The organism is Leifsonia williamsii (assembly GCF_030433685.1).
GTDB classification, from domain to species: Bacteria; Actinomycetota; Actinomycetes; order Actinomycetales; family Microbacteriaceae; genus Leifsonia; species Leifsonia williamsii.
The window spans coordinates 1679517-1700950 of the sequence record NZ_JAROCF010000001.1; the positions used below are offsets into that span (position 1 = coordinate 1679517).

General features: G+C 69.8%; 23 protein-coding genes. 13 read left to right on the forward strand and 10 right to left on the reverse strand.

Features of this window, described 5'->3' with window-relative positions; translation table 11 throughout:
- Positions 1–32 precede the first annotated feature (32 nt).
- The 8 genes from P5G50_RS07875 to sdhC all read right to left on the reverse strand — a co-directional run bounded on the left by P5G50_RS07875 (position 33) and on the right by sdhC (position 6604).
- Positions 33–869 (reverse strand): exodeoxyribonuclease III, encoded by an 837-nt coding sequence (locus P5G50_RS07875; RefSeq protein WP_301211196.1) that lies wholly within the window; start codon positions 867–869, stop codon positions 33–35.
- A 9-nt stretch (positions 870–878) separates the two neighbouring features.
- Entirely contained in the window at positions 879–2123 is a 1245-nt protein-coding gene (locus tag P5G50_RS07880; protein WP_301211194.1) for a YihY/virulence factor BrkB family protein, read from the reverse strand.
- A 94-nt stretch (positions 2124–2217) separates the two neighbouring features.
- A complete protein-coding gene (locus P5G50_RS07885) occupies positions 2218–2598 on the reverse strand; it encodes a DUF4190 domain-containing protein (RefSeq protein ID WP_301211193.1) in 381 nt (126 codons plus the stop codon).
- A 43-nt stretch (positions 2599–2641) separates the two neighbouring features.
- Positions 2642–3025 (reverse strand): hypothetical protein, encoded by a 384-nt coding sequence (locus P5G50_RS07890; protein ID WP_301211191.1) that lies wholly within the window; start codon positions 3023–3025, stop codon positions 2642–2644.
- A gap of 149 nt (positions 3026–3174) precedes the next feature.
- Positions 3175–3936, reverse strand: a complete 762-nt coding sequence (locus P5G50_RS07895) for a succinate dehydrogenase iron-sulfur subunit (RefSeq protein WP_301211189.1) — start codon at positions 3934–3936, stop codon at positions 3175–3177.
- Entirely contained in the window at positions 3936–5738 is a 1803-nt protein-coding gene (sdhA, locus tag P5G50_RS07900) for a succinate dehydrogenase flavoprotein subunit (protein WP_301211187.1), read from the reverse strand. The genes P5G50_RS07895 and sdhA overlap by 1 nt, the downstream gene beginning before the upstream one ends.
- 28 nt (positions 5739–5766) lie before the next feature.
- Positions 5767–6210 carry a succinate dehydrogenase hydrophobic membrane anchor subunit gene (locus P5G50_RS07905; RefSeq protein ID WP_301211185.1) on the reverse strand — a complete coding sequence of 148 codons (444 nt, stop codon included), beginning with the start codon at positions 6208–6210 and terminating at the stop codon, positions 5767–5769.
- Position 6211: 1 nt separating this feature from the next.
- The gene (gene sdhC / locus P5G50_RS07910) at positions 6212–6604 is read right to left on the reverse strand and encodes a succinate dehydrogenase, cytochrome b556 subunit (protein WP_435870917.1); all 393 of its coding nucleotides are present in this window, start codon (positions 6602–6604) and stop codon (positions 6212–6214) included.
- 187 nt (positions 6605–6791) lie between these two features.
- Here sdhC and P5G50_RS07915 point away from each other — a divergent pair, with 187 nt between their 5' ends.
- Positions 6792–6992 (forward strand): hypothetical protein, encoded by a 201-nt coding sequence (locus P5G50_RS07915; protein ID WP_301211181.1) that lies wholly within the window; start codon positions 6792–6794, stop codon positions 6990–6992.
- A 12-nt stretch (positions 6993–7004) separates the two neighbouring features.
- Here the strand turns inward: P5G50_RS07915 and P5G50_RS07920 are convergent, their stop codons facing one another.
- Positions 7005–8129: a mannose-1-phosphate guanylyltransferase gene (locus P5G50_RS07920; RefSeq protein WP_301211178.1), complete on the reverse strand. Its 1125-nt coding sequence runs from the start codon at positions 8127–8129 to the stop codon at positions 7005–7007.
- A gap of 85 nt (positions 8130–8214) precedes the next feature.
- Between P5G50_RS07920 and P5G50_RS07925 the strand changes: the two genes are divergently transcribed.
- From P5G50_RS07925 to P5G50_RS07975, 11 genes are all read left to right on the forward strand, one after another.
- On the forward strand, positions 8215–9378 hold the full coding sequence (locus P5G50_RS07925; protein ID WP_301211175.1) for a glycosyltransferase family 4 protein: 1164 nt from the start codon (positions 8215–8217) through the stop codon (positions 9376–9378).
- 77 nt (positions 9379–9455) lie between these two features.
- Positions 9456–10601, forward strand: coding sequence for a magnesium and cobalt transport protein CorA (locus P5G50_RS07930; RefSeq protein WP_301211172.1), 1146 nt, complete (start codon positions 9456–9458; stop codon positions 10599–10601).
- 193 nt (positions 10602–10794) lie between these two features.
- Positions 10795–11874, forward strand: a complete 1080-nt coding sequence (locus P5G50_RS07935) for a BMP family lipoprotein (RefSeq protein WP_301211169.1) — start codon at positions 10795–10797, stop codon at positions 11872–11874.
- A 215-nt stretch (positions 11875–12089) separates the two neighbouring features.
- On the forward strand, positions 12090–13610 hold the full coding sequence (locus P5G50_RS07940) for an ABC transporter ATP-binding protein (RefSeq protein ID WP_301211166.1): 1521 nt from the start codon (positions 12090–12092) through the stop codon (positions 13608–13610).
- Positions 13607–14887 (forward strand): ABC transporter permease, encoded by a 1281-nt coding sequence (locus tag P5G50_RS07945; RefSeq protein WP_301211163.1) that lies wholly within the window; start codon positions 13607–13609, stop codon positions 14885–14887. The genes P5G50_RS07940 and P5G50_RS07945 overlap by 4 nt, the downstream gene beginning before the upstream one ends.
- Entirely contained in the window at positions 14884–16173 is a 1290-nt protein-coding gene (locus tag P5G50_RS07950; protein ID WP_301211161.1) for an ABC transporter permease, read from the forward strand. Before P5G50_RS07945 ends, P5G50_RS07950 begins: the two co-directional genes overlap by 4 nt.
- 10 nt (positions 16174–16183) lie before the next feature.
- On the forward strand, positions 16184–16621 hold the full coding sequence (locus tag P5G50_RS07955) for a cytidine deaminase (protein WP_301211157.1): 438 nt from the start codon (positions 16184–16186) through the stop codon (positions 16619–16621).
- A gap of 14 nt (positions 16622–16635) precedes the next feature.
- Positions 16636–17940, forward strand: a complete 1305-nt coding sequence (locus tag P5G50_RS07960) for a thymidine phosphorylase (RefSeq protein WP_301211154.1) — start codon at positions 16636–16638, stop codon at positions 17938–17940.
- Between the two features lie 64 nt (positions 17941–18004).
- Positions 18005–19123, forward strand: coding sequence for an adenosine deaminase (locus tag P5G50_RS07965; RefSeq protein WP_301211152.1), 1119 nt, complete (start codon positions 18005–18007; stop codon positions 19121–19123).
- Between the two features lie 24 nt (positions 19124–19147).
- The gene (locus tag P5G50_RS07970; protein WP_301211150.1) at positions 19148–19600 is read left to right on the forward strand and encodes a PTS sugar transporter subunit IIA; all 453 of its coding nucleotides are present in this window, start codon (positions 19148–19150) and stop codon (positions 19598–19600) included.
- Positions 19597–19869, forward strand: coding sequence for a PTS sugar transporter subunit IIB (locus P5G50_RS07975; protein ID WP_301211148.1), 273 nt, complete (start codon positions 19597–19599; stop codon positions 19867–19869). Before P5G50_RS07970 ends, P5G50_RS07975 begins: the two co-directional genes overlap by 4 nt.
- A gap of 13 nt (positions 19870–19882) precedes the next feature.
- Here P5G50_RS07975 and P5G50_RS07980 read toward each other — a convergent pair whose 3' ends face one another.
- Positions 19883–20185: an ArsR/SmtB family transcription factor gene (locus P5G50_RS07980; RefSeq protein ID WP_301211146.1), complete on the reverse strand. Its 303-nt coding sequence runs from the start codon at positions 20183–20185 to the stop codon at positions 19883–19885.
- Between the two features lie 53 nt (positions 20186–20238).
- Here P5G50_RS07980 and P5G50_RS07985 point away from each other — a divergent pair, with 53 nt between their 5' ends.
- Positions 20239–21426, forward strand: a complete 1188-nt coding sequence (locus P5G50_RS07985; RefSeq protein WP_301211143.1) for an MFS transporter — start codon at positions 20239–20241, stop codon at positions 21424–21426.
- Positions 21427–21434 lie beyond the last annotated feature (8 nt).

Genomic DNA, 21434 nt, shown 5'->3' on the forward strand with positions numbered 1-21434 from the left:
GTTTCGTTGTCCTCGGATGAAGGGGTGCTGGTTCAGACGGCGTAGTCGACGACCACGGGAGCGTGGTCGGACCATCGCTCGTCGTAGGCGTCGGCGCGGTCCACCGCGTAGTCCTTCACCCGCTCGGCGAGGGCCGGGGTGACCAGCTGGTAGTCGATACGCCATCCGGAGTCGTTGTCGAACGCCTTGCCGCGCCACGACCACCACGTGTACGGGCCCTCGGTCTCGCCGGCGTGGCGACGGCCGACATCGACCCAGCCGAGCCCGGCGCCCGCGTTGTACCGCGAATCGCCCTCTGCGCCGAGGAACCGGTCGAAGTAGGCGCGCTCCTCGGGGAGGAAGCCGGCCTTCTTGACGTTGCCCTTCCAGTTCTTGATGTCGAGGGTGCGGTGGCCGACATTGAGGTCGCCGAGCACCACCGCGAGCTCGCTGTGCTTCTGCAGCTGCGGGAGGCGCGCCTCCATCGCGTCGAGGAAGCGGTACTTCTCGACCTGCTTGTCGGTCCCTGCCTCACCCGAGTGGACGTAGGTGCTCACCACCGTGACGACGGTGCCGTTGACCTCGTAGTCGGCCTCGAGCCAGCGGCCGGCGCTGTCGAACTCCGTCGGCCCGAGCTCCACCCGGTGGATGGCGGCGCGGTGCCGGCTGGCGATGGCCACGCCCGCGCGGCCCTTCGCCGTGGCGGGGTCGTGGACGATGTCCCACTCGTCGCCGAAGAGCTGCTGCAGGTCGTCGGTCGAGGCCCGCACCTCCTGGATGGCGAGGATGTCGACGTCGCGCCCGTCGAGCCAGGCGCCCATGCCCTTGCGGAAGGCGGCGCGGATGCCGTTGGCGTTGATCGTGGCGATGCGCAAGGGCTTCGAGGGCATGCCTCCAGCCTACCGGGGACCGCCGACGGCGCTCTTCGGCAGCCGGCCCTCGTCGAGCAGGTCGTCGAGCCGGTGCGCGGCGTGCTCGGCCCGTCGTTGCGCGCGCAGCCGGGAGAACCAGCGCGCCTCCGCCAGGTCGCGCTTCGCGGAGTCGAGCTCGGCGCGCGCGACCAGCACGCGTGCCTCGTGCTCGGCGGCGGCCTTCTCGGCCGCGGCCTGCTCCGCAGTGACCATCCGGGGCGACAACCCGGAGTCGAACATCCCCACCGCGATCCAGGAGGCCGAGAGCAGGATCACGCGCGAGATCAGGTTGAACCAGAGCAGGAGGCCGACGAAGACGGCGAAGGTCGCCAGCAGCGGGTTCTTGGTCGCGCCGGTGAGCAGCAGGCCGCCGAGGGCGCTCAGCCCGGCGAGCACCAGGGACCCGAGCAGAACGCCGAAGAACAGGTTGCGCCACGGGATGGCCACTCGCGACATGACCCGGAACATCGCCCCGAGCGTGAAGATGTTGAGCGCCACCGACACGATGAGCCCGGAGAACCGGGTCGCCGCCGTCGTCCAGAACGAGTCGGAGCTCAGCCCCAGCGTGTCGAGCAGGAACGTGAGCGTCTGCGTGCTCGCGATCGTGAGCAGCGCCGACACGATCAGCACGATCCCGAACGCGAGCGACAGCACGAGGTCGCGCAGCTTCTGCACGACGTAGTTCGTGGTGTCGCGGCTCAGGCCGAAGACGGCGCGCACCGCCTGGCGCGTGTAGTACAGCCAGCCGATGGCGGTCCAGAGCAGGCTGACACCGGCGACGATGCCGGCCCAGCCGAACGCGGTCGCCTGCTGGAGCTGCTGGGGACTGATGACACCGGGAGTGGTGTCGGTGGCGATCAGCCCGGGCACCGCTCGGTTGATGATGATGACCAGCCCCTGGAAGATGTCGGGGTTGCTCGCCAGCCAGTAGCTGGCCACCGAGAAGCCCAGCCAGACCGCGGCGAACACCGCGAACAGCGACTGGAAGCCCATCCCGGCGGCGCGCAGATTGCCGTCGGAATGGGAGTAGTTGATGTAGACCCGGTACGGCCGCCACGCCCGCACCCACTTGGTCCAGCCGGAGACGCGGGCCACCGGCTTCTCGAGCCGTTCCTTCAGGGGCTCGGCCGCGTCGAGGATGCGCGCCTTGAGGGTCTCGCTCGGCTCGACCGTGCCCTCGGCGCGCTGCACCACCGGATCCGGATCGATGGGTGCGCGCGACTTGGTGGACACGTGGTCAGGATAGCGACCGCATCGGCGGCCCCGGCAGCAGGAAGCCCCGGCGACCGCGCGTCGGGCGCGGTCGCCGGGGCTCCCCGGTCGCTCGTCAGTACGAGTAGCTGGACCCGGTCGACGCGGCGATCAGACCGCCCACGATCGCGAGGATGATCAGCAGCACGATGAACGCGATGTAGATGTAGCCGATGATCAGGCCGGCGACGGCGAGGCCGCGGCCGCTCTCACCGGTGCGCTTGATCTGGCCGAGGGCGATGTGGCCGCAGATCACGCCGGCGAGCGGGAACACGAAGGCCCCGATCAGCGCGATGATCGCGAGCACGTTGGTGCCGCTCTTCTGCTCGGGGTACGGCGTGTACGCGGGCTGGCCGTAGGCGGGCTGCTGGCCGTACGCCGGCTGCTGCTGGTATCCGGGCTGCTGGTAGCCGGGCTGCGGGGCGGGCGGGTAGGAGTTCGGGTTCTGGTCGGTCATGGTGAGGTGTGCTCCGATCTGCGGGGTGGTCGGGGTGGTCGGTTCAGTTCTGCGAGATGCTCTCGGCCAGCACGCCGGCCTGGTGGGCCGCTGCGGCGATCGCGTTGGCGGTCTCCTGGAACGCCGTGTCGGTCTTGGCGGCGCCGATGACGCCGCCCTTCAGCGCGCCGCCGGCCATGTTGCGGTTGAGGCGGGCGACGAGACGGCCCTCCTGGTCGACCATGAAGTCGACGGTGAAGGAGACGTGGAAGTTCTTGCCCGCCATCGCGCCGAGCCACACGGTCGCGGCGGTGCTGCCGCGCTTGGCGAGCAGGCCGCCGCTCGGGGTGGAGGTGACGGTGAAGCCGTTGCTCTGCAGCGTGCCGGCGACGAGGTGCTTGGCCGCCTCGTGGTCGCCGAGCAGGAAGAAATCGTGAGCGGAAGCCATTCGGGATCCTCGGATTCGTGGTCGGGTCCGTGCCCGGCCGGGCACGATCCGTCACTCTACCGGCGCATGACGAACTCCGCCATCCCGCTGGGCCAGCGGGATGGCGGAGTCAGAAGTCGAGCGGGAGGGCGCTTACGGCTTCGCGCGCATCACGGCTTACCGCGCATGATGGCCTGCTTGACCTCGGCGATCGCCTGCGTCACCTGGATGCCGCGCGGGCACGCGTCGGTGCAGTTGAAGGTCGTGCGGCAGCGCCACACGCCCTCCTTGTCGTTGAGGATGTCGAGGCGCACCTGCGCGTTGTCGTCGCGCGAGTCGAAGATGAAGCGGTGCGCGTTCACGATCGCGGCCGGGCCGAAGTACTGGCCGTCGGTCCAGAAGACCGGGCAGGACGACGTGCACGCGGCGCACAGGATGCACTTGGTGGTGTCGTCGAAGCGGGCGCGGTCGGCGACCGACTGGATGCGCTCCTTGCCCTTCTCGGGCTTCGAGTTGGCGACGAGGAAGGGCTGCACCTCGCGGTAGGAGGCGAAGAACGGCTCCATGTCGACGATGAGGTCCTTCTCGAGCGGCAGGCCCTTGATCGCCTCGACGTAGATCGGCTTCGAGATGTCGAGGTCCTTGATCAGCGTCTTGCAGGCGAGGCGGTTGCGGCCGTTGATGCGCATGGCGTCGGAGCCGCAGATGCCGTGGGCGCACGAGCGGCGGAACGTCAGCGAGCCGTCCTGCTCCCACTTGATCTTGTGCAGCGCGTCGAGGATGCGGTCGGTCGGGTACATCTCGACGTCGAAGTCCTGCCAGCGCGGCTCCGTGTCCACATCCGGGTCGAAGCGGCGGATGATCAGGGTGACGGTGAACGACTGGATCGGGGCCTCGGGGGCCGGCGGAGTCTCGAGGACGGCGGTCGACATCAGTACTTCCTCTCCATCGGCTGGTAGCGGGTCACGACGACGGGCTTCCAATCGAGCGTGATGTGGTCTGCGGCATCGGACGAGTGCGGGTCGCCGGTGAGGTAGGCCATCGTGTGCTGCATGTAGTTCTCGTCGTCGCGCTTCGGGAAGTCGTCGCGCATGTGGCCGCCGCGGGACTCCTTGCGGTTGCGGGCCGAGTAGACGACGACCTCGGCGAGGTCGAGCAGGAAGCCCAGCTCGACGGCCTCCAGCAGGTCGGTGTTGTAGCGCTTGCCCTTGTCCTGCACGACGACGTTGCGGTAGCGCTCGCGGAGGCCGTGGATGGTCTCGGTGACCTGGGCCAGCGACTCGTCGGTGCGGAACACCTGCGCGTTGCGGTCCATCTCGTCCTGCAGCTCCTTGCGGATCGCGGCGATGCGCTCGGTGCCGGTGGAGGAGCGGAGGCCGTCGATCAGCTCGCGGACGCCGCGCGCCGGGTCCTCCGGCAGCGGGACGAACTCGGCGGTCTTGACGTACTCGACGGCGTTGTTGCCGGCGCGCTTGCCGAAGACGTTGATGTCGAGGAGGGAGTTGGTGCCCAGGCGGTTGGAGCCGTGCACCGACACGCACGCGCACTCGCCGGCGGCGTAGAGGCCGGGGACGACGGTCGTGTTGTCGCGCAGCACCTCGGCCGCGGTGTTGGTCGGGATGCCGCCCATCGCGTAGTGCGCGGTCGGCATGACCGGCACCGGCTCGACGACCGGGTCGACGCCCAGGTACGTGCGGGCGAATTCCGTGATGTCCGGCAGCTTGGTCTCGAGGACCTCGGCGCCGAGGTGCGTGCAGTCGAGCAGCACGTAGTCCTTGTTGGGGCCGGCGCCGCGGCCCTCCGCCACCTCCTGGACCATGCAGCGCGCGACGATGTCGCGCGGCGCGAGGTCTTTGATGGTGGGGGCGTAGCGCTCCATGAACCGCTCGCCGCTGGCGTTGCGGAGGATCGCGCCCTCGCCGCGGGCGCCCTCGGTGAGGAGGATGCCGAGGCCGGCGAGCCCGGTCGGGTGGAACTGGAAGAACTCCATGTCCTCGAGCGGGAGGCGCTTGCGCCAGACGATGCCGACGCCGTCACCGGTCAGGGTGTGGGCGTTGGAGGTCGTCTTGAAGATCTTGCCGAAGCCGCCGGTCGCGAAGATCACGGCCTTCGAGTGGAAGACGTGCAGCTCACCGGTCGCGAGCTCGTACGCGACGACGCCGGACGGCTGGGGGGTGCCGTCCACGTCGGTCATGATCAGGTCGAGCACGTAGAACTCGTTGAAGAAGTTGATGCCGAGCTTGACGCAGTTCTGGAACAGCGTCTGCAGGATCATGTGGCCCGTGCGGTCGGCCGCGTAGCAGGCGCGACGCACCGGCGCCTTGCCGTGGTCGCGGGTGTGACCGCCGAACCGGCGCTGGTCGATCTTGCCGTCGGGCGTGCGGTTGAACGGCAGGCCCATGTTCTCGAGGTCGATGACGGCGTCGATCGCCTCCTTGGCGAGGATCTCGGCCGCGTCCTGGTCGACGAGGTAGTCGCCGCCCTTGACGGTGTCGAAGGTGTGCCACTCCCAGCTGTCCTCCTCCACGTTGGCGAGCGCCGCGGCCATGCCGCCCTGCGCCGCGCCGGTGTGGGAGCGGGTGGGGTAGAGCTTCGAGATGACCGCGGTCCTCGCGTGCGGTCCGGCCTCGATGGCCGCGCGCATCCCGGCGCCGCCGGCGCCGACGATGACGATGTCGAACTCGTGGTAGTGGACGCCGTCGATGACGGTCGATTCAGTCGTTGCGGTTGTCACAGGTGCCTTTACGTCGGTGCCGGCCGCGTCAGCGCGCCGGGCAGAAGGACGGCAGCTGGTCGGCCGCCGCGCCCGCCGGACAGGGGTCGAAGGTGAAGATCACGAGCGTGCCGAGCACGATCAGCACGATGACGGCGGCGTAGATCGCCCACCGCAGGATGCGGTTGACCGTGCGGTTGTGCGCGTAGTCGTTCACCAGCGTGCGCATGCCGTTGCCGCCGTGGATGAGCGCCAGCCAGAGCATGAGCAGGTCCCAGACCTGCCAGAACGGCGTGGCGTACTTGCCGGCGACGAAGGCGAAGTCGATCTGCTTCACGCCCTCGCCGAGCACGAGGTTGATCAGCAGGTGGCCGAAGATCAGGACGATCAGCACGAGGCCGGAGGCCCGCATGTAGATCCAGCCCCACTTCTCCCAGTTGACGCCCTTGCGCGCCGGACGGGCGGGGGTGCGCGGTGCTTCGATGGTCGTCACGTCAGTTCCCCTCCGCGAAGATGTGCATCAGCTGCACCGGGACGAAGCCGGCCATCAGCACGACCCAGAGGCCGATGACGATCCAGAACATCGCCTTCTGGTACTTGACGCCCTTGCTCCAGAAGTCGATCAGGATGATCCGGATGCCGTTGAAGGCGTGGAACACGATCGCGGCGACCAGGGCGACCTCGCCGAGACCCATGATCGGGTTCTTGTAGGTGCCGATCACCGCGTTGTACGCCTCGGGGCTGACGCGGATGAGCGAGGTGTCCAGGATGTGGACGAGCAGGAAGAAGAAGATCGCGACGCCGGTGATGCGGTGCAGCACCCACGACCACATCCCCTCCCTGCCGCGGTACAGTGTGCCGCCCGGCCGGTTCGACGCCGGCTTCAGGGTGCCAACCGCTTGGTCTGACACGGACAACCCTCCCTGGTTGCATGCTGGATGGGAGCGCCAGAAGCGCAATGCAAGTCTATGCCGCCACCCGGTGGACCGCTTCTTAGGCTCGCCTTGGTTATCTCGACATCGAGACATCTCCCGCGCCGGTTGACCCGGCGCGGTGCGGGCGTAGCGTCGTGGCATGACGCAGGACGAACCGATCATGGACGGCAGCACAGAAGCCACCCACGAGGACCGGCTCGCCGGCGTGGTGCAGCAGGTGCGCGCCGATCTGCAGCTGCGCCCGGAGGAGGACCGCGAGGAGCTGCTGCGCCAGCGGCTCACCGACGTCGGGATCGAGCTCGACGACGCCGAGTTCGCCCGGATCGTCGGCGAGCTCTAGCGGCCCGACCCGCTAGAGCACGTCCGTCGACCCGGTCACCTTCAGCGCGTCGACCACGGACTTCACCCGCTGGGCGTTCTCGCTCGTCGTCACGAGCAGCGCGTCGGGCGTGTCGACCACGACGATGTCCTTGACGCCGATGAGGCTGATGACCCGCTTGGTCTGGCTGACCACGATGCCGCTCGACGAGTCGGCGAGCACGCGCGCGTTCTCGCCGAGGATCGCGAGGTCGGACTTGCGGCCGCCCGAGTTGAGCTTGGCGAGCGAGGCGAAGTCGCCGACGTCGTCCCAGTCGAAGTAGCCGGGCACGACGGCGAGCCGGCCCGCCGCGGCCGCGGGCTCGGCGACCGAGTAGTCGATCGCGATCTTCTCGAGGTTCGGCCAGATCCGGTCGACCGCCGGACCGCGGGTCGCCGGGTCGTCCCAGGCCTCGGCGAGCTCCTGCAGCCCCTCCAGCAGGCGCGGCTTGGTGCGGCCGATCTCTTCGAGGAGGCGGTCCGCGCGCGCGATGAACATGCCCGCGTTCCACAGGTGGTCGCCGCCGGCGAGGTACTTCTCTGCGGTGGCCAGGTCGGGCTTCTCGACGAAGGAGCGGACCAGCAGCGCGCTCGGCGCTCCCGCCACCGTGAGCGGCTCGCCGGCGTGGATGTAGCCGAAGCCGACCGCGGGCTCCGTGGGTTTGATGCCGATCGTGGTGATGAAGCCGGCGTCGGCGGCGGCCACGGCCTCCCGCACCGCGACCGTGAAGAGCGGGACGTTCTTGATGACGTGGTCGGCGGCGAACGAGCCGATGATCACGCCGGGCTCGCGCCGCTCCAGGATCGCCGCGGCGAGGCCGATCGCGGCCGTGGAGTCGCGCGGCTCCGACTCGAGCACGACGTTGGGATCGGTCAGCGCCGGCAGCTGCTCCTCGACCGCGGCCCGGTGGGCGCGGCCGGTGACCACCATCACGCGCTGCTCGCCGGAGATCGGGGCCAGGCGGTCCCAGGTGTCGCGGAGGAGCGTCTGCCCCGAACCGGTGAGGTCGTGCAGGAACTTCGGCGCCTCCGCCCGCGAGAGCGGCCACAGCCGCGACCCGATCCCTCCCGCGGGGATCACGCTGTAGAACCGGTCGAGGGGCAGGGTCCGCTGACTCATGCCGAAAGGATACCGACGGGCGCTGCTCACCGGCCGTTCACGGAGGGGCAACACCCGGTCAACCCCCGGCCGGGAGCATGAGGTCATGCGGGTCGCCGTCGTGAGCGAGAGCTTCCTCCCCACCGTCAACGGAGTGACGACCAGCGTCCTCCGCGTCCTGGACCACCTCGCCGACCAGGGCCACGAGGCCATCGTCATCTGTCCGGACGCCGGTGCGCCCGCGGAGTACCGCGGCTTCCCGATCCACCAGGTGCCGTCGATCGCCTACCGGCAGTTCCCGGTCGGGCTGCCGAGCCCGCAGGTGCAGCGCATCCTGGCGCGGTTCCAGCCCGATGTGCTGCACGCGGCCTCCCCGTTCTTCCTCGGCGCTCAAGCCATCGCGGCGTGCAACCGGCTCGGCGTGCCGTCGGTCGCGATCTACCAGACCGACGTCGCCGGCTTCGCGCGCCGCAACGGGCTCGGCATGACCTCCTCCATCGCCTGGAAGTACGTGCGCTGGGTGCACGACGGCGCCGACCTGACGCTGGCGCCCTCGTCGGCGTCGGAGGACGACCTCCGCCAGGCGGGCGTCGGCCGCGTGCAGCGTTGGGGCCGCGGCGTCGACCTCGAGCGCTACCACCCGAACCACCGCCGCACGCCGGAGGCCGCCGCACTGCGCGAGCGGTTGTCGCCCGACGGCGAGGTCGTCGTCGGCTACGTCGGCCGCGTCGCCCCCGAGAAGCAGGTGGAGCGGCTGCGCGCCCTCCGCGGCCTGCCCGGGGTCTCGGTGGCGATCGTCGGCGACGGCCCGTCGCGCGACCTGGTCGCCCGCGAGCTCCGCGGCATGCCCGTGACCTGGCTCGGCCGGCTCGGGGGAGCGGAGCTCGGCACGGCGTACGCCGCGTTCGACCTCTTCGTGCACACCGGCTCGGAGGAGACCTTCGGCCAGACCGTGCAGGAGGCGCACGCCTCCGGCCTCCCCGTCGTGGCGCCGGCTGCCGGCGGCCCGATCGACCTCGTCGAGCACGGCGTCGACGGCTTCCTGTACCCGCCCGCGGACGAGCGCGCCCTCCGCGCCGCGGTGCACACCATCGTCGGCGACACCCCGCTGCGGCTGCGGATGGGGGAGGCGGGGAGGCGCGCGGTGCTGGGCCGTGACTGGGCGGGCGTGTGCGGCGAGCTCGTCCGCCACTACGAGCGCGTCATCGTCGCCGCCTGCGAACAGGCCGACGCGGAGGCGGCAGGCCGCATCCCCAGCCTGCGCGCGTAAAGTGAGGTGGCCGCTCCGGCGGCCGTGATCCTGTACAGGCGCACCACTCTCTCTGCGCACGACCCTGGAGGTGAACGATGGCGAACCTGAACCGACGCGGCATTCCGATGCCCTTCGTGTCCCGAGCGCGACGGGTCGACCCTCCATCCGCCTCCTCGTCCGCCGTCGCCACCGCCGATGACCGGCCCGCCGTGCGCGAGCGCGACAGCATGGTCGACAGCGCGGTGTACGCCGACGGCGTGCGCGTCGCCTCCCCGCGGACCCTGGCCGACACCTACCGCGCGCTCGACGAGACGCGCGGCGGCATGGCGTGGATCGGGCTGTACCGGCCGAGCGAGCAGGAGCTGATGTCGCTCGCGGACGAGTTCAACCTCCACCCGCTCGCCATCGAGGACGCGATCGTCGCCCACCAGCGGCCCAAGCTGGAGCGGTACGACACCGTGCTGTTCGTCGTGCTCAAGGCGGCGAACTATTTGGACGTGCCCGAGGAGGTCGACTTCGGCGAGCTGCACCTCTTCGTCGGCCCGAACTTCGTGATCACGGTCCGGCACAGCGAGTCGCCCGACCTCTCCACCGTCCGGCAGCGGATGGAGGCGGAGCCCGACCTCCTCGCCCTCGGTCCGCAGGCCGTGCTCTACGCGATCATCGACGCGGTGGTCGACGCCTACAGCCCGGTCGTCGCCGGCCTCGCGAACGACATCGACGAGATCGAGACCCAGGTGTTCGGCGGCGACGCCCTCGTCTCCCGCCGCATCTACGAGCTGTCGCGGGAGGTCATCGACTTCCAGCGCGCGACGCACCCGCTCTCGGCGGTCATGCTCGCGCTCGAACGCGGCACCGCGAAGTACGGCGTGACGCAGGAGCTGGAACGCCGCCTGCGCGACGTCGCCGACCACCTCACGCAGGTGAACGAGCGGGTGGACGCGTTCCGCTACCTCCTGCGCGACATCCTCACGGTGAACTCGACCCTGGTCGCCGAACGCCAGAACGAGGAGATGACCCGCCTCGCGCACTCCAGCAACACGCAGGGGGAGGAGGTGAAGAAGATCTCGTCCTGGGCGGCGATCCTCTTCGCACCCTCGCTGATCGCCGGCATCTACGGCATGAACTTCACCCATATGCCCGAGCTGGACTGGCCCTTCGGCTACCCGCTCGCAGTGGTGGCGATGTTCGGGCTGAGCGGGCTGCTGTACGCGGTGTTCAAGCGGCGGGGGTGGCTGTAGCCGAGTCCCGGGCTGGGTGTCCCCAGCACGGGTGACACCCCGCTCGAATGAGCAGTCGCCAACGGCGCGCGCGTTTGTAACGCTTGCATGAAGAAGCCGGATTCGAGGACGGTGCGGTCCGACACATTCGGTAACGTGAATCGCATCTGGCCCCGTTGTACCCGCGGCGGCCACGCATCTTGGAGGACAAACCTTGACAATCACAGCCCGTAAGGCCGGCCTCGTCGGCCTGGCGGCGACCGGCGTCATCGCGCTGCTCGCCGCGTGCTCGGCTGCCCCGTCGGACAACTCGACCGGCGCGGCGAAGAGCGACTTCCTGCCCTGCATGGTCTCCGACTCCGGCGGCTTCGACGACCACTCGTTCAACCAGCTCGGCTACGAGGGCATGGTGCAGGCGGCCGGCAAGCTCGGCGTCGAGTACAAGAAGGCCGAGTCGAAGAGCGAGAACGACTTCGACCCGAACATCCAGTCGATGGTCGACGCGAACTGCAACCTGATCACGACCGTCGGCTTCCTGCTCGCCGACGCGACGAAGAAGGCCGCGACCGCGAACCCCGACGTCAACTTCGCCATCATCGACGACAACTCGATCAAGGCGGACAACGTCAAGCCGATCATCTTCGACACCGCCCAGGCGGCGTTCCTCGCCGGCTACGCGGCCGCGAGCTACTCGAAGACCGGCATCGTCGGCACCTTCGGCGGCATGCAGATCCCGACCGTGACCATCTTCATGGACGGCTACGCGGACGGCGTGAAGTACTTCAACGAGCAGAAGGGCAAGTCCGTGAAGGTCGTCGGCTGGGACGTCGACGCGCAGAACGGCTCCTTCACCGGTGGCTTCGACGCCAACGAGACCGCGAAGAACACGGCGCAGGGCATCATCGACCAGAACGCCGACGTCATCATGCCGGTCGGCGGCCCGATCTACCAGTCGGCCGCGCAGGCGATCAAGGACTCCGGCAAGCAGATCGCGATGATCGGCGTCGACGCCGACGTCTTCGAGTCCGACCCGGCCGTCAAGGACCTCCTGCTGACCTCGGTCATGAAGGGCATGAAGCCCGCCGTGAACGACGTCGTCACCCAGGCGGCCGACGGCAAGTTCTCGAGCGAGCCGTACGTCGGCACGCTGAAGAACGACGGCGTGGGCATCGCCCCGTTCCACGACTTCGAGTCGAAGGTGGACCCGGGCCTGCAGGGCGAGCTCGACAAGATCAAGGCCGGCATCATCGACGGCTCGATCAAGGTCACCTCGCCGGCGTCGCCCAAGCAGTAACGACACCGCACTCGACGGGGAGGTCAGCAGCGCTGGCCTCCCCGTTGTCGTGCCCCTGCCTCCGCATCCGGGCCCGCCGCACTTGCTCGGCCCGCTCGTTTGAGCACACACTGACATTTGTGCAGGAAGGTAGGGTTGTGGATGCGCATCGAGGCCACCAGCCGTTCCGCGCGTCCTCACTCACCCCGGGCGAGTAGAGAAGGAAACCCACCCGAATGAAGCTCGAGCTCCGCGGCATCACCAAACGGTTCGGTGCCCTGGTCGCGAACGACCACATCGACCTCACGGTCGAACCCGGAGAGATCCACTGCCTGCTCGGCGAGAACGGCGCAGGCAAGTCGACTCTGATGAACGTCCTGTACGGCCTCTACCAGGCCGAGGAGGGCGAGATCCTGCTGGACGACGAGGTGCAGCGGTTCGCCGGCCCCGGCGATGCGATGAAGGCCGGCATCGGCATGGTGCACCAGCACTTCATGCTCATCCCCGTCTTCACCGTCGCTGAGAACGTGATGCTCGGCCACGAGCAGACGAGGTTCGGCGGTCGTCTCGACCTGGCCGCGGCCCGCGCGAAGGTGCGCGAGATCTCGGACCGGTTCGGCTTCGACGTCGACCCGGACGCGGTCGTGGAGGACCTCCCGGTCGGTGTGCAGCAGCGCGTGGAGATCATCAAGGCGCTCTCCCGCGACGCGAAGGTGCTCGTGTTCGACGAGCCGACCGCGGTGCTGACCCCGCAGGAGACCGACGAGCTGATGGCGATCATGCGCCAGCTCAAGGAGCAGGGCACAGCGATCATCTTCATCACCCACAAGCTCCGGGAGGTGCGGGAGGTCGCCGACCGCATCACCGTGATCCGCCTGGGCAAGGTGATCGGGGAGGCGGAGCCGACCGCGACGAACACCGAGCTGGCCTCGATGATGGTCGGCCGTGCGGTGTCGCTGACGGTCGCGAAGGAGCCCGCGACACCGGGGGAGCCGGCGCTCGTGGTCCGCGACCTTTCGGTCATCGACCCGATCGGCCAGCTGGTCGTCAACCGTGTCAGCTTCGAGGTGCGCGCGGGGGAGATCCTCGCGATCGCCGGCGTCCAGGGCAACGGGCAGACCGAGCTGACCGAGGCGATCCTGGGCCTGCAGCCGCGGGTGGAGGGCGAGATCCTGCTCGACGGGACGCCGATCCAGGGCCGCAGCGTGCGCAAGGTGCTCGACGCGGGCGTCGGGTTCGTGCCGGAGGACCGCAACGAGGACGGTCTCGTTGGCGAGTTCAGCATCCAGGAGAACCTGATGCTGGACCGGTCGACGGGAGCGCCGTTCGTCAAGGGCGGCAACATCCAGTTCTCCTACTTGAAGGACTTCGCTGAAGAGAAGGTGCGCGAGTTCGACGTGCGCACCCAGTCGATCGACACCGCGGTGGGCCGCCTCTCCGGCGGCAACGCGCAGAAGGTCGTGCTGGCGCGCGAGCTGAGCCGCGAGCTGCGACTGTTCGTCGCCGCGCAGCCGACCCGCGGCCTGGATGTCGGCTCGATCGAGTTCGTGCACAAGCGGATCGTCGAGACCCGCGACTCCGGCGTGCCGGTGATCGTGGTCTCGACCGAGCTGGACGAGGTGGCTGCGCTGGCCGACCGCATCGCGGTGATGTACCGCGGCGGGATCGTAGGAATCGTGCCGGGCAACACGTCGCGCGACGTGCTCGGCCTCATGATGGCCGGCGAGACGCCGGAGCAGGCGGGAGCTGCAGCATGACCGGGACCGAGACGACGACGGCGCAGCCGGCGGACGGCCGCCCGGCGCCGCAGCCGGAGCAGCAGGAGGAGCCGCGCTTCAACCGCGCGCTGCGCGAGATCATGGCGGGCCCGGTGGTCATCTCCATCCTCGCCGTGGTGCTCGCCCTGATCGTCGGCGCGATCCTCATCGCGGTGACCGACCCCCAGGTGCAGAAGGCGGCCGGATACTTCTTCGCCCGCCCCGGCGACACCTTCTCGGCGATCTGGGACTCCGTCTCCAGCGCCTACGTGTCGATGTTCCAAGGCGCGATCTACAACTTCCGGCGACCGACGTTCGTCGCGGGCATCCGCCCGCTGACCGAGACGCTGACCTTCGCGACTCCGCTGATCGTCTCCGGTCTCGGCGTCGCGCTGGCGTTCCGCGTCGGCCTGTTCAACATCGGTGGCCAGGGGCAGATCCTGATCGCGGCCGCCGCCTCCGCGTGGGTCGGCTTCTCGTGGAACCTGCCGCCGGTCATCCACCTGGTGCTCGCCGTCGTCGCGGGCATCGTCGGCGGTGCGATCTGGGCCGGCATCGTGGGCCTTCTGAAGGCGCGCACGGGCGCGCACGAGGTGATCGTCACGATCATGCTCAACTACATCGCCTTCTACCTGATCTCGTACATGCTCCGTACGCAGGGCCTCCTGCAGGCGCCGGGGTCGAACAACCCGAAGGCGCCGCCGATCCACGAGAACGCGGTGTTCCCGGCGCTGTTCGGGCCGCGGTTCAACCTCACCTGGGCCTTCGTCGTGGTCATCGCCGCGACCGTCTTCGTGTGGTGGCTGATCAACCGGTCGAGCCTCGGCTTCCGCTTCCGCGCGGTCGGCGAGAACCCGAACGCCGCACGCGTGGCCGGCATCAACGTGAAGAACGTCTACCTCTACGCGATGCTGATCGCGGGTGGTCTGGTGGGCATCGCGGGTGCGAGCCAGGCGTTGGGCGTGTTCCCGCAGGGCATCAGCTCGGGTGTGGATGCGGGGATCGGCTTCGACGCGATCACCGTGGCGCTGCTCGGCCGGTCGCGGCCGTGGGGCGTGTTCGTCGCCGGGCTCCTGTTCGGTGCGTTGAAGGCCGGCGGGTACACCATCCAGGCGGCCAACGACATCCCGATCGACATCGTGCTGGTCGTGCAGTCGCTCATCGTCCTGTTCGTCGCCGCGCCGCCGCTGGTGCGGGCGATCTTCCGCCTGCCCGCGCCCGGGAGCACGCCCCGGAGACAGCGTCCCATCGTCTCGAAGGAGGTGGCGGCCAAGTGAGCACCACCGCCCCCGTCGTTCCCGACTCCTCGCCCATCGTCCTGGAGAAGGCGCAGATCCGGTCCTGGAAGGCGCCGATCGCGTTCGCCGTGTTCGTGGTGATCAGCCTCCTGCTGTTCCTCGGCTTCCAGCGTCACGGCCAGTCCACGTTCCGGTTCTCGGAGACCTCCGACGCGGTCAAGATCGCGAACCTGACCGTCGACACGTTCTCGACCACGATCGTGGTCATCGTGCTGCTGGCGATCATCACCGCCGTCAGCGCGTGGCTGTCGTGGCAGGCGCGCAAGACGCCGATCTGGCTCGTGATCGTCTTCGCGCTGATCTTCATGTTCGGCTTCCTGGCCTGGGCGGGATCCGGCGAGCTGCCGGTGCCGGTCACGGGTCTCCTGCTGGGCACGATCAGCCTCTCGGTGCCGCTCGTCTTCGGCGCCCTCGGCGGCGTCATCTCCGAGCGCGGCGGCGTCGTCAACGTCGCGATCGAGGGCCAGCTGCTGGCCGGCGCGTTCGTCTCGGCGATGACCGCGACCCTCACCGGGTCGTGGGTGGTCGGCCTGCTGGCCGCGCTGATCGCGGGTGTGCTGGTGTCGTTCGTGCTCGCCGCGTTCTCGATCAAGTACCTGGTCGACCAGGTCATCGTCGGCGTCGTGCTGAACGTGCTCGTGACCGGTCTGACCAGCTTCCTGTACTCGAAGGTGCTGGCCGCCGACCCGTCGCTGCTGAACCGTCCGCCGCGCCTGCCGGAGTGGCCCATCCCGGTCCTGTCCGAGATCCCGATCATCGGGCCGGTGCTGTTCCGCCAGACGATCATCGAGTACCTGATGTACATCGCGATCTTCGCGGTCTGGTTCGGTCTGTTCAAGACCCGCTGGGGCCTGCGCCTGCGCTCGGTCGGCGAGCACCCCGAGGCCGCGGACACCGTCGGCATCAACGTCAACGGCACCCGGTTCTGGAACGTGTCCCTCGCCGGCGCGGTCGCCGGGCTCGGCGGCGCGTACTTCACGCTCGGATCGGTCGGCGCGTTCAGCAAGGAGATGACCGCCGGTCAGGGCTTCATCGCCCTCGCCGCCGTGATCTTCGGCCGCTGGGACCCGATCAAGGCGACTCTCGCCGCCCTGCTGTTCGGCTTCGCCTCCAATCTTCAGAACGTGCTCGGCATCATCGGCTCGCCCGTGCCGAGCGAGTTCATGCTGATGCTGCCGTACGTCGTGACGATCTTCGCCGTCGCCGGCCTGGTCGGCATGTCCCGGGCGCCCGCCGCCGACGGCAAGCCGTACATCAAGTCATAGGCGGAGGAGCATGACCACCGAGATCGACTGGGAGGCGCTGCGCGCCTCCGCCCGCGAGGCGATGACCCACGCCTACGTGCCGTACTCGAACTTCCCCGTCGGCGCCGCCGCCCTGGTCGACGACGGCCGGATCGTCAGCGGCTGCAACGTGGAGAACGCCAGCTACGGCGTCACCCTGTGCGCCGAGTGCGGCCTGGTGTCGTCGCTCGCGATGACCGGAGGCGGCCACCTCGTGGCCTTCGCGTGCGTCGACGGCGACGGGAACACCCTCATGCCGTGCGGCCGCTGCCGGCAACTGCTGTACGAGCACTCCGCCGAGGGGATGCTGCTGGAGACCGTCTCGGGCATCCGCACCATCGACGAGGTGCTGCCCGACGCCTTCGGCCCGCGCCAGCTGGTGGAGTACCGCCGCGGCCACGCCGGCGGCGGCGACATCGACAACGACTAAGGAACCTTCTCGCAGTGACTCAGACCCCAGCGGTCGAGGCGTTCGACGCCGTCGACCTGATCCGGACCAAGCGCGACAGCGGCGAGCTCTCGACCGCCGAGATCGACTGGCTGATCGACGCCTACACACGCGGCTACGTGGCCGACGAGCAGATGTCGGCCATGACCATGGCGATCTTCCTGAACGGGATGACGCGGCGCGAGATCAAGGACCTCACGCTCGCGATGATCCGCTCGGGCGAGCGGATGGACTTCTCCGGCCTCGGCAAGCCGACCGCCGACAAGCACTCGACCGGCGGCGTGGGCGACAAGATCACGCTGCCGCTGATGCCGCTCGTGGCCTCCTTCGGCGTCGCCGTGCCGCAGCTCTCCGGCCGCGGCCTCGGCCACACCGGCGGCACGCTCGACAAGCTCGAGAGCATCCCCGGGTGGAGGGCCAACCTCTCCAACGAGGAGATGTTCGCGCAGCTCCGCGAGCTGAGCGGCGTCATCTGCGCCGCCGGCTCCGGGCTCGCACCCGCCGACGGCAAGCTGTACGCACTGCGCGACATCACCGGGACGGTCGAGGCCATCCCGCTCATCGCCTCCTCGATCATGTCCAAGAAGATCGCCGAGGGCACGGGCGCGCTGGTGCTCGACGTGAAGTTCGGCTCCGGCGCCTTCCTCAAGGACATCGACCGCTCGCGCGAGCTGGCGCGCACGATGGTGGAGCTGGGCCGGGATGCGGGAGTCGCGACCTCCGCCCTCCTGACCGACATGAACGTCCCGCTCGGTCTCGCGATCGGCAACGCCAACGAGGTCCGCGAGTCGGTCGAGGTGCTCGCCGGAGGCGGGCCCGCCGACGTCGTGGAGCTCACCGTCGCGCTGGCCCGCGAGATGCTGGCGCTCGCCGGCCGCCCCGACGAGGACGTGGAGGCCGCGCTGAAGGACGGCCGCGCCATGGACTCCTGGCGCAAGACGGTCCGCGCCCAGGGCGGCGACCCCGACGCCGCGCTCCCGGCCGCCCGCGAGACGCACACCGTGGTCGCGGAGGCGGACGGCGTCCTGGTCGAGCAGCAGGCCCTCCCGTTCGGCATCGCCGCCTGGCGCCTCGGCGCCGGCCGCGCCCGCAAGCAGGACCCGGTGCAGCACGCGGCGGGCATCGACCTGCACGCGAAGCCCGGCGACGAGGTGAAGGCGGGACAGCCCCTCTTCACGCTGGCGGCGGACGAGCCCGCCCGCTTCGAGCGCGCCCTGGAGGCGCTGGAGGGCGCGTACCGGATCGCGCCTCCCGGGACCGCGTTCGAGCGCGGGCCGCTGGTGGCGGAGCGGATCGGCTGAGCGACTCCGACGAGCGGCTTCCTCGGGCCTGCCGGGCCCACGACCGAACGCATAGGGTGAGAGCATGACCGACGCGACGAACGAGTACCACCTGCCCGACGGGACCGACATCCGCAGCCTGCCGAAGGTGTCGCTGCACGATCACCTCGACGGCGGTCTGCGGCCGGCGACCGTGCTGGAGCTGGGCGGCGAGATCGGGCTGGAGCTGCCGGCCGACGATCCCGAGACGCTCGCGGCGTGGTTCGCCGAGAAGTCCAACTCGGGCTCGCTCGTCGAGTACCTGAAGACGTTCGACCTGACCACGGCGGTCATGCAGACCCGCGAGGGCCTCGAGCGCGTGGCCCGCGAATTCGTGCAGGACCTCGGCGCCGACGGCGTCGTCTACGGCGAGATCCGTTGGGCGCCGGAGCAGCACTTGTCGCGCGGGCTGAGACTGGACGAGACCGTGGAGGCGGTGCAGGCCGGCATCGAGCAGGGCATCGCCGACGTGCGCGGCGCGGGCGGCAGCATCCGCATCGGCCAGCTGGTCACCGCCATGCGCCACAACGACCGCGGCCTCGAGATCGCGGAGCTCGCGGTGCGGCACCGCGATCGCGGCGTGGTCGGCTTCGACATCGCGGGGCCGGAGGCCGGCTTCCCGCCCTCGAACCACCGGGCGGCGTTCGACTACCTGGCCTCGGAGTTCTTCCCGGCGACCGTGCACGCGGGGGAGGCCGACGGTCTCGACAGCATCCGCAGCGCCCTGCTCGACGGCCGCGCCCTGCGGCTGGGCCACGGCGTGCGCCTGGCCGAGGACATCACGGTCGAGCGGCAGGACGACGAGAACACCTACGTCACGCTCGGCACGCTCTCGCAGTGGGTGAAGGACCGCGAGATCGCGCTCGAGACGAGCCCGACCTCCAACCTGCAGACCGGGGCCATCGCCGCGTGGGGGACCGAGCTGCTCGACCACCCGTTCGACCTGCTGTACCAGCTCGGGTTCCGCGTGACGGTCAACACCGACAACCGCCTCATGAGCGGCACCACGTTGACCCGCGAGCTGAGCATCCTCGCCGACGCGTTCGCCTACGACCGCACCGACCTGGAGATCTTCCAGCTCAACGCGGCCGCCGGTGCGTTCCTGTCGTTCGAGGAGCGTGAGGAGTTGGCGGACATCATCACAGCAGGTTTCGAGGGTTCCTGACCCGCCGACAGCTACGCTGAGACCATGCCATTGCCGCCGCTGCCCGATTCCGCCGTCACCGTCGGGGCCCACGCCGCCGACTGGCGCGAGGCGGTGCAGCTGGCCGGTGAGGCGCTCGCGCGCTCCGGGGCGACCGAGCAGGGGTACGCGGCCCGGATGATCCAGGTGATCGAGGAGTTCGGCGCCTACATCGTGATCGCGCCGGGGCTGGCGCTCGCGCACGCGCGGCCGGGGCCCGACGTCAACACGGACGGGCTGTCCGTCGTCATCCTCGACGAGCCTGTCGTGTTCGGGCACCCGCACAACGACCCCGTCTCCGTCGTGCTCGGCCTCGCCGTGTCGACGCCGGAGGCGCACGTCACCAGCGTCGCCGAGCTCGCCAACGTCTTCAACGAGCCGGAGGCCATCCCGGCGCTCGCGGCCGCGACCAGCGTCGACGAGGTGCAGCGCATCCTGAAGGCGGAGGCCGTGCAGTGAAGATCGTCGCCATCTGCGGTGTCGGCGTCGGCACCTCCGGCATCCTCAAGGTCAACGCCGAGCGCGTGCTCGACCGGCTCGGGATCGACGCCGACGTCACGGCGTCGGACCTCGCCCACGTCGACGAGGCGGCGGCTGACGCGCAGGTGATCCTGGCCTCCCCGGAGCTGGTCGACCGGATCGGCCGCACCAACGCCGACGTGGTCGTCGTGCAGAACTACTTCGACCTCGAGGAGCTGGAGCAGAAGCTCGACGAGGCGCTCGGCTAGAGCGCCTGCGCCCTCAGTCGCGCAGCAGCGCCTCCACCAGCCCGGGGAAGCGCTCGTCGAGCTCGTCGCGCCGGAGCTGGATCTCGTGCGTGCGGCCGCTGACGATGGTCCGGGTCAGGCCGGCCTCGCGCAGCGTCTTGAAGTGGTGCGCCATGGTCGACTTCTGCACATCGACGCCCCACTCCGTCATCGACTTCGGGTGCGGCCGCCCGTCGGCGAGGACCCGCACGATCTGCAGCCGGATGGGGTCGGCCACGGCCCGCAGCACCTCCACGAGTTCCACGTCGTCCATGGCGGGAATGGGGTAGTCGGTCATCGCTCATCCATAATTGTTTGACAATCATCGAACTATTGCCGTACCGTAACGGTATGACGTTCGTCGAACAATCTTATCGCAGGACCACCCCTGCGTTGCTGGTGCTCGCCCTCGGGCTCTTCGTGGTCGGCGCCAACGCCTTCGTGATCGCGGGGCTCCTGCCGCAGGTCGCCGCCGGGCTCGGCGCGACCGCCGAGCAGGTCAGCTGGTCGATCACCAGCTACTCCCTGCTCGTCGCCGTCGCCGCCCCCGCCGTGTCGATCCTGCTGCCCCGCGTGCCGCGGGCCACGCTGATGTCCGCAGGGCTGGCGGTGTTCGCGGTCGGGACGGCGGTCTCCGCGCTCGCACCCGACCTCGGCGTGTTCATCGCCGGCCGCACCTTCTCGGGCCTGGGCGGCGCCGCGCTGGTGCCGACCGCGACCGCGGCGGCCGCCTCCCTCGCCCGTCCGGAGAAGCGCGGTCAGGCGCTGGCGATCGTCGGCGCGGGGTTCACGCTCGCGACCGCTGTCGGCTCGCCGCTCGGCACGGCGCTCGGCGGTGTGGCGGGCTGGCGCTTCTCGCTGTGGTGCGTGGTGGCCATCGCGGCCGTGCTCGTCGCGGCCATCCCGCTCGCCGTGCGCGGTGTGCTCGTGCCGGCAGCCGTCTCCGTGCGCCGCCGGCTCGCACCGCTCGGGAACCCCCGGGTGCTGGCGCCGCTCCTCGCCACGCTGCTCATGGTCGCCGGCTTCAACATCGTGTACATCTTCTCCGCGGCGGTGACCCATGCGTCGACGGGAGGCTCCGGCGGCCTGCTGGCGGTGCTGCTGCTCGCGTACGGCGCGGCGGGCGTCGCCGGCAACACGATCGCGGGTCCGCTCACGGACCGGCTCGGCAACCGGCGCGTCGCGGCCGTGGCGCTCATCGCCCAGACCCTCGCGCTGGTGGTCCTCGCGTTCGTCGAGCGGTCGTTCGCGGCGTCGGTCGTGGTGTTCGCGCTGTGGGGCGTCGCCGCGTTCGCGATCGCCATCCCCGTGCAGCACCGGCTCGTGAACGTCGACCCCGAGAGCGCGGCGCTCGCCCTCTCGTGGTACTCGACCGCGATGTACATCGGCATCGCGATCGCCCCGCTCGTCGGCGCGGCTGCGCTCGGAGCAGGGGGAGCGGTCGCCGTCCCGCTCGCTGGCGCGGCGGTCACCGCGCTCGCACTGGTGGCCTTCCTGCTCGGTTACCTGCAGAAGACGCGGAGGCCGGTCGCCGCCTGAGCGGCGCC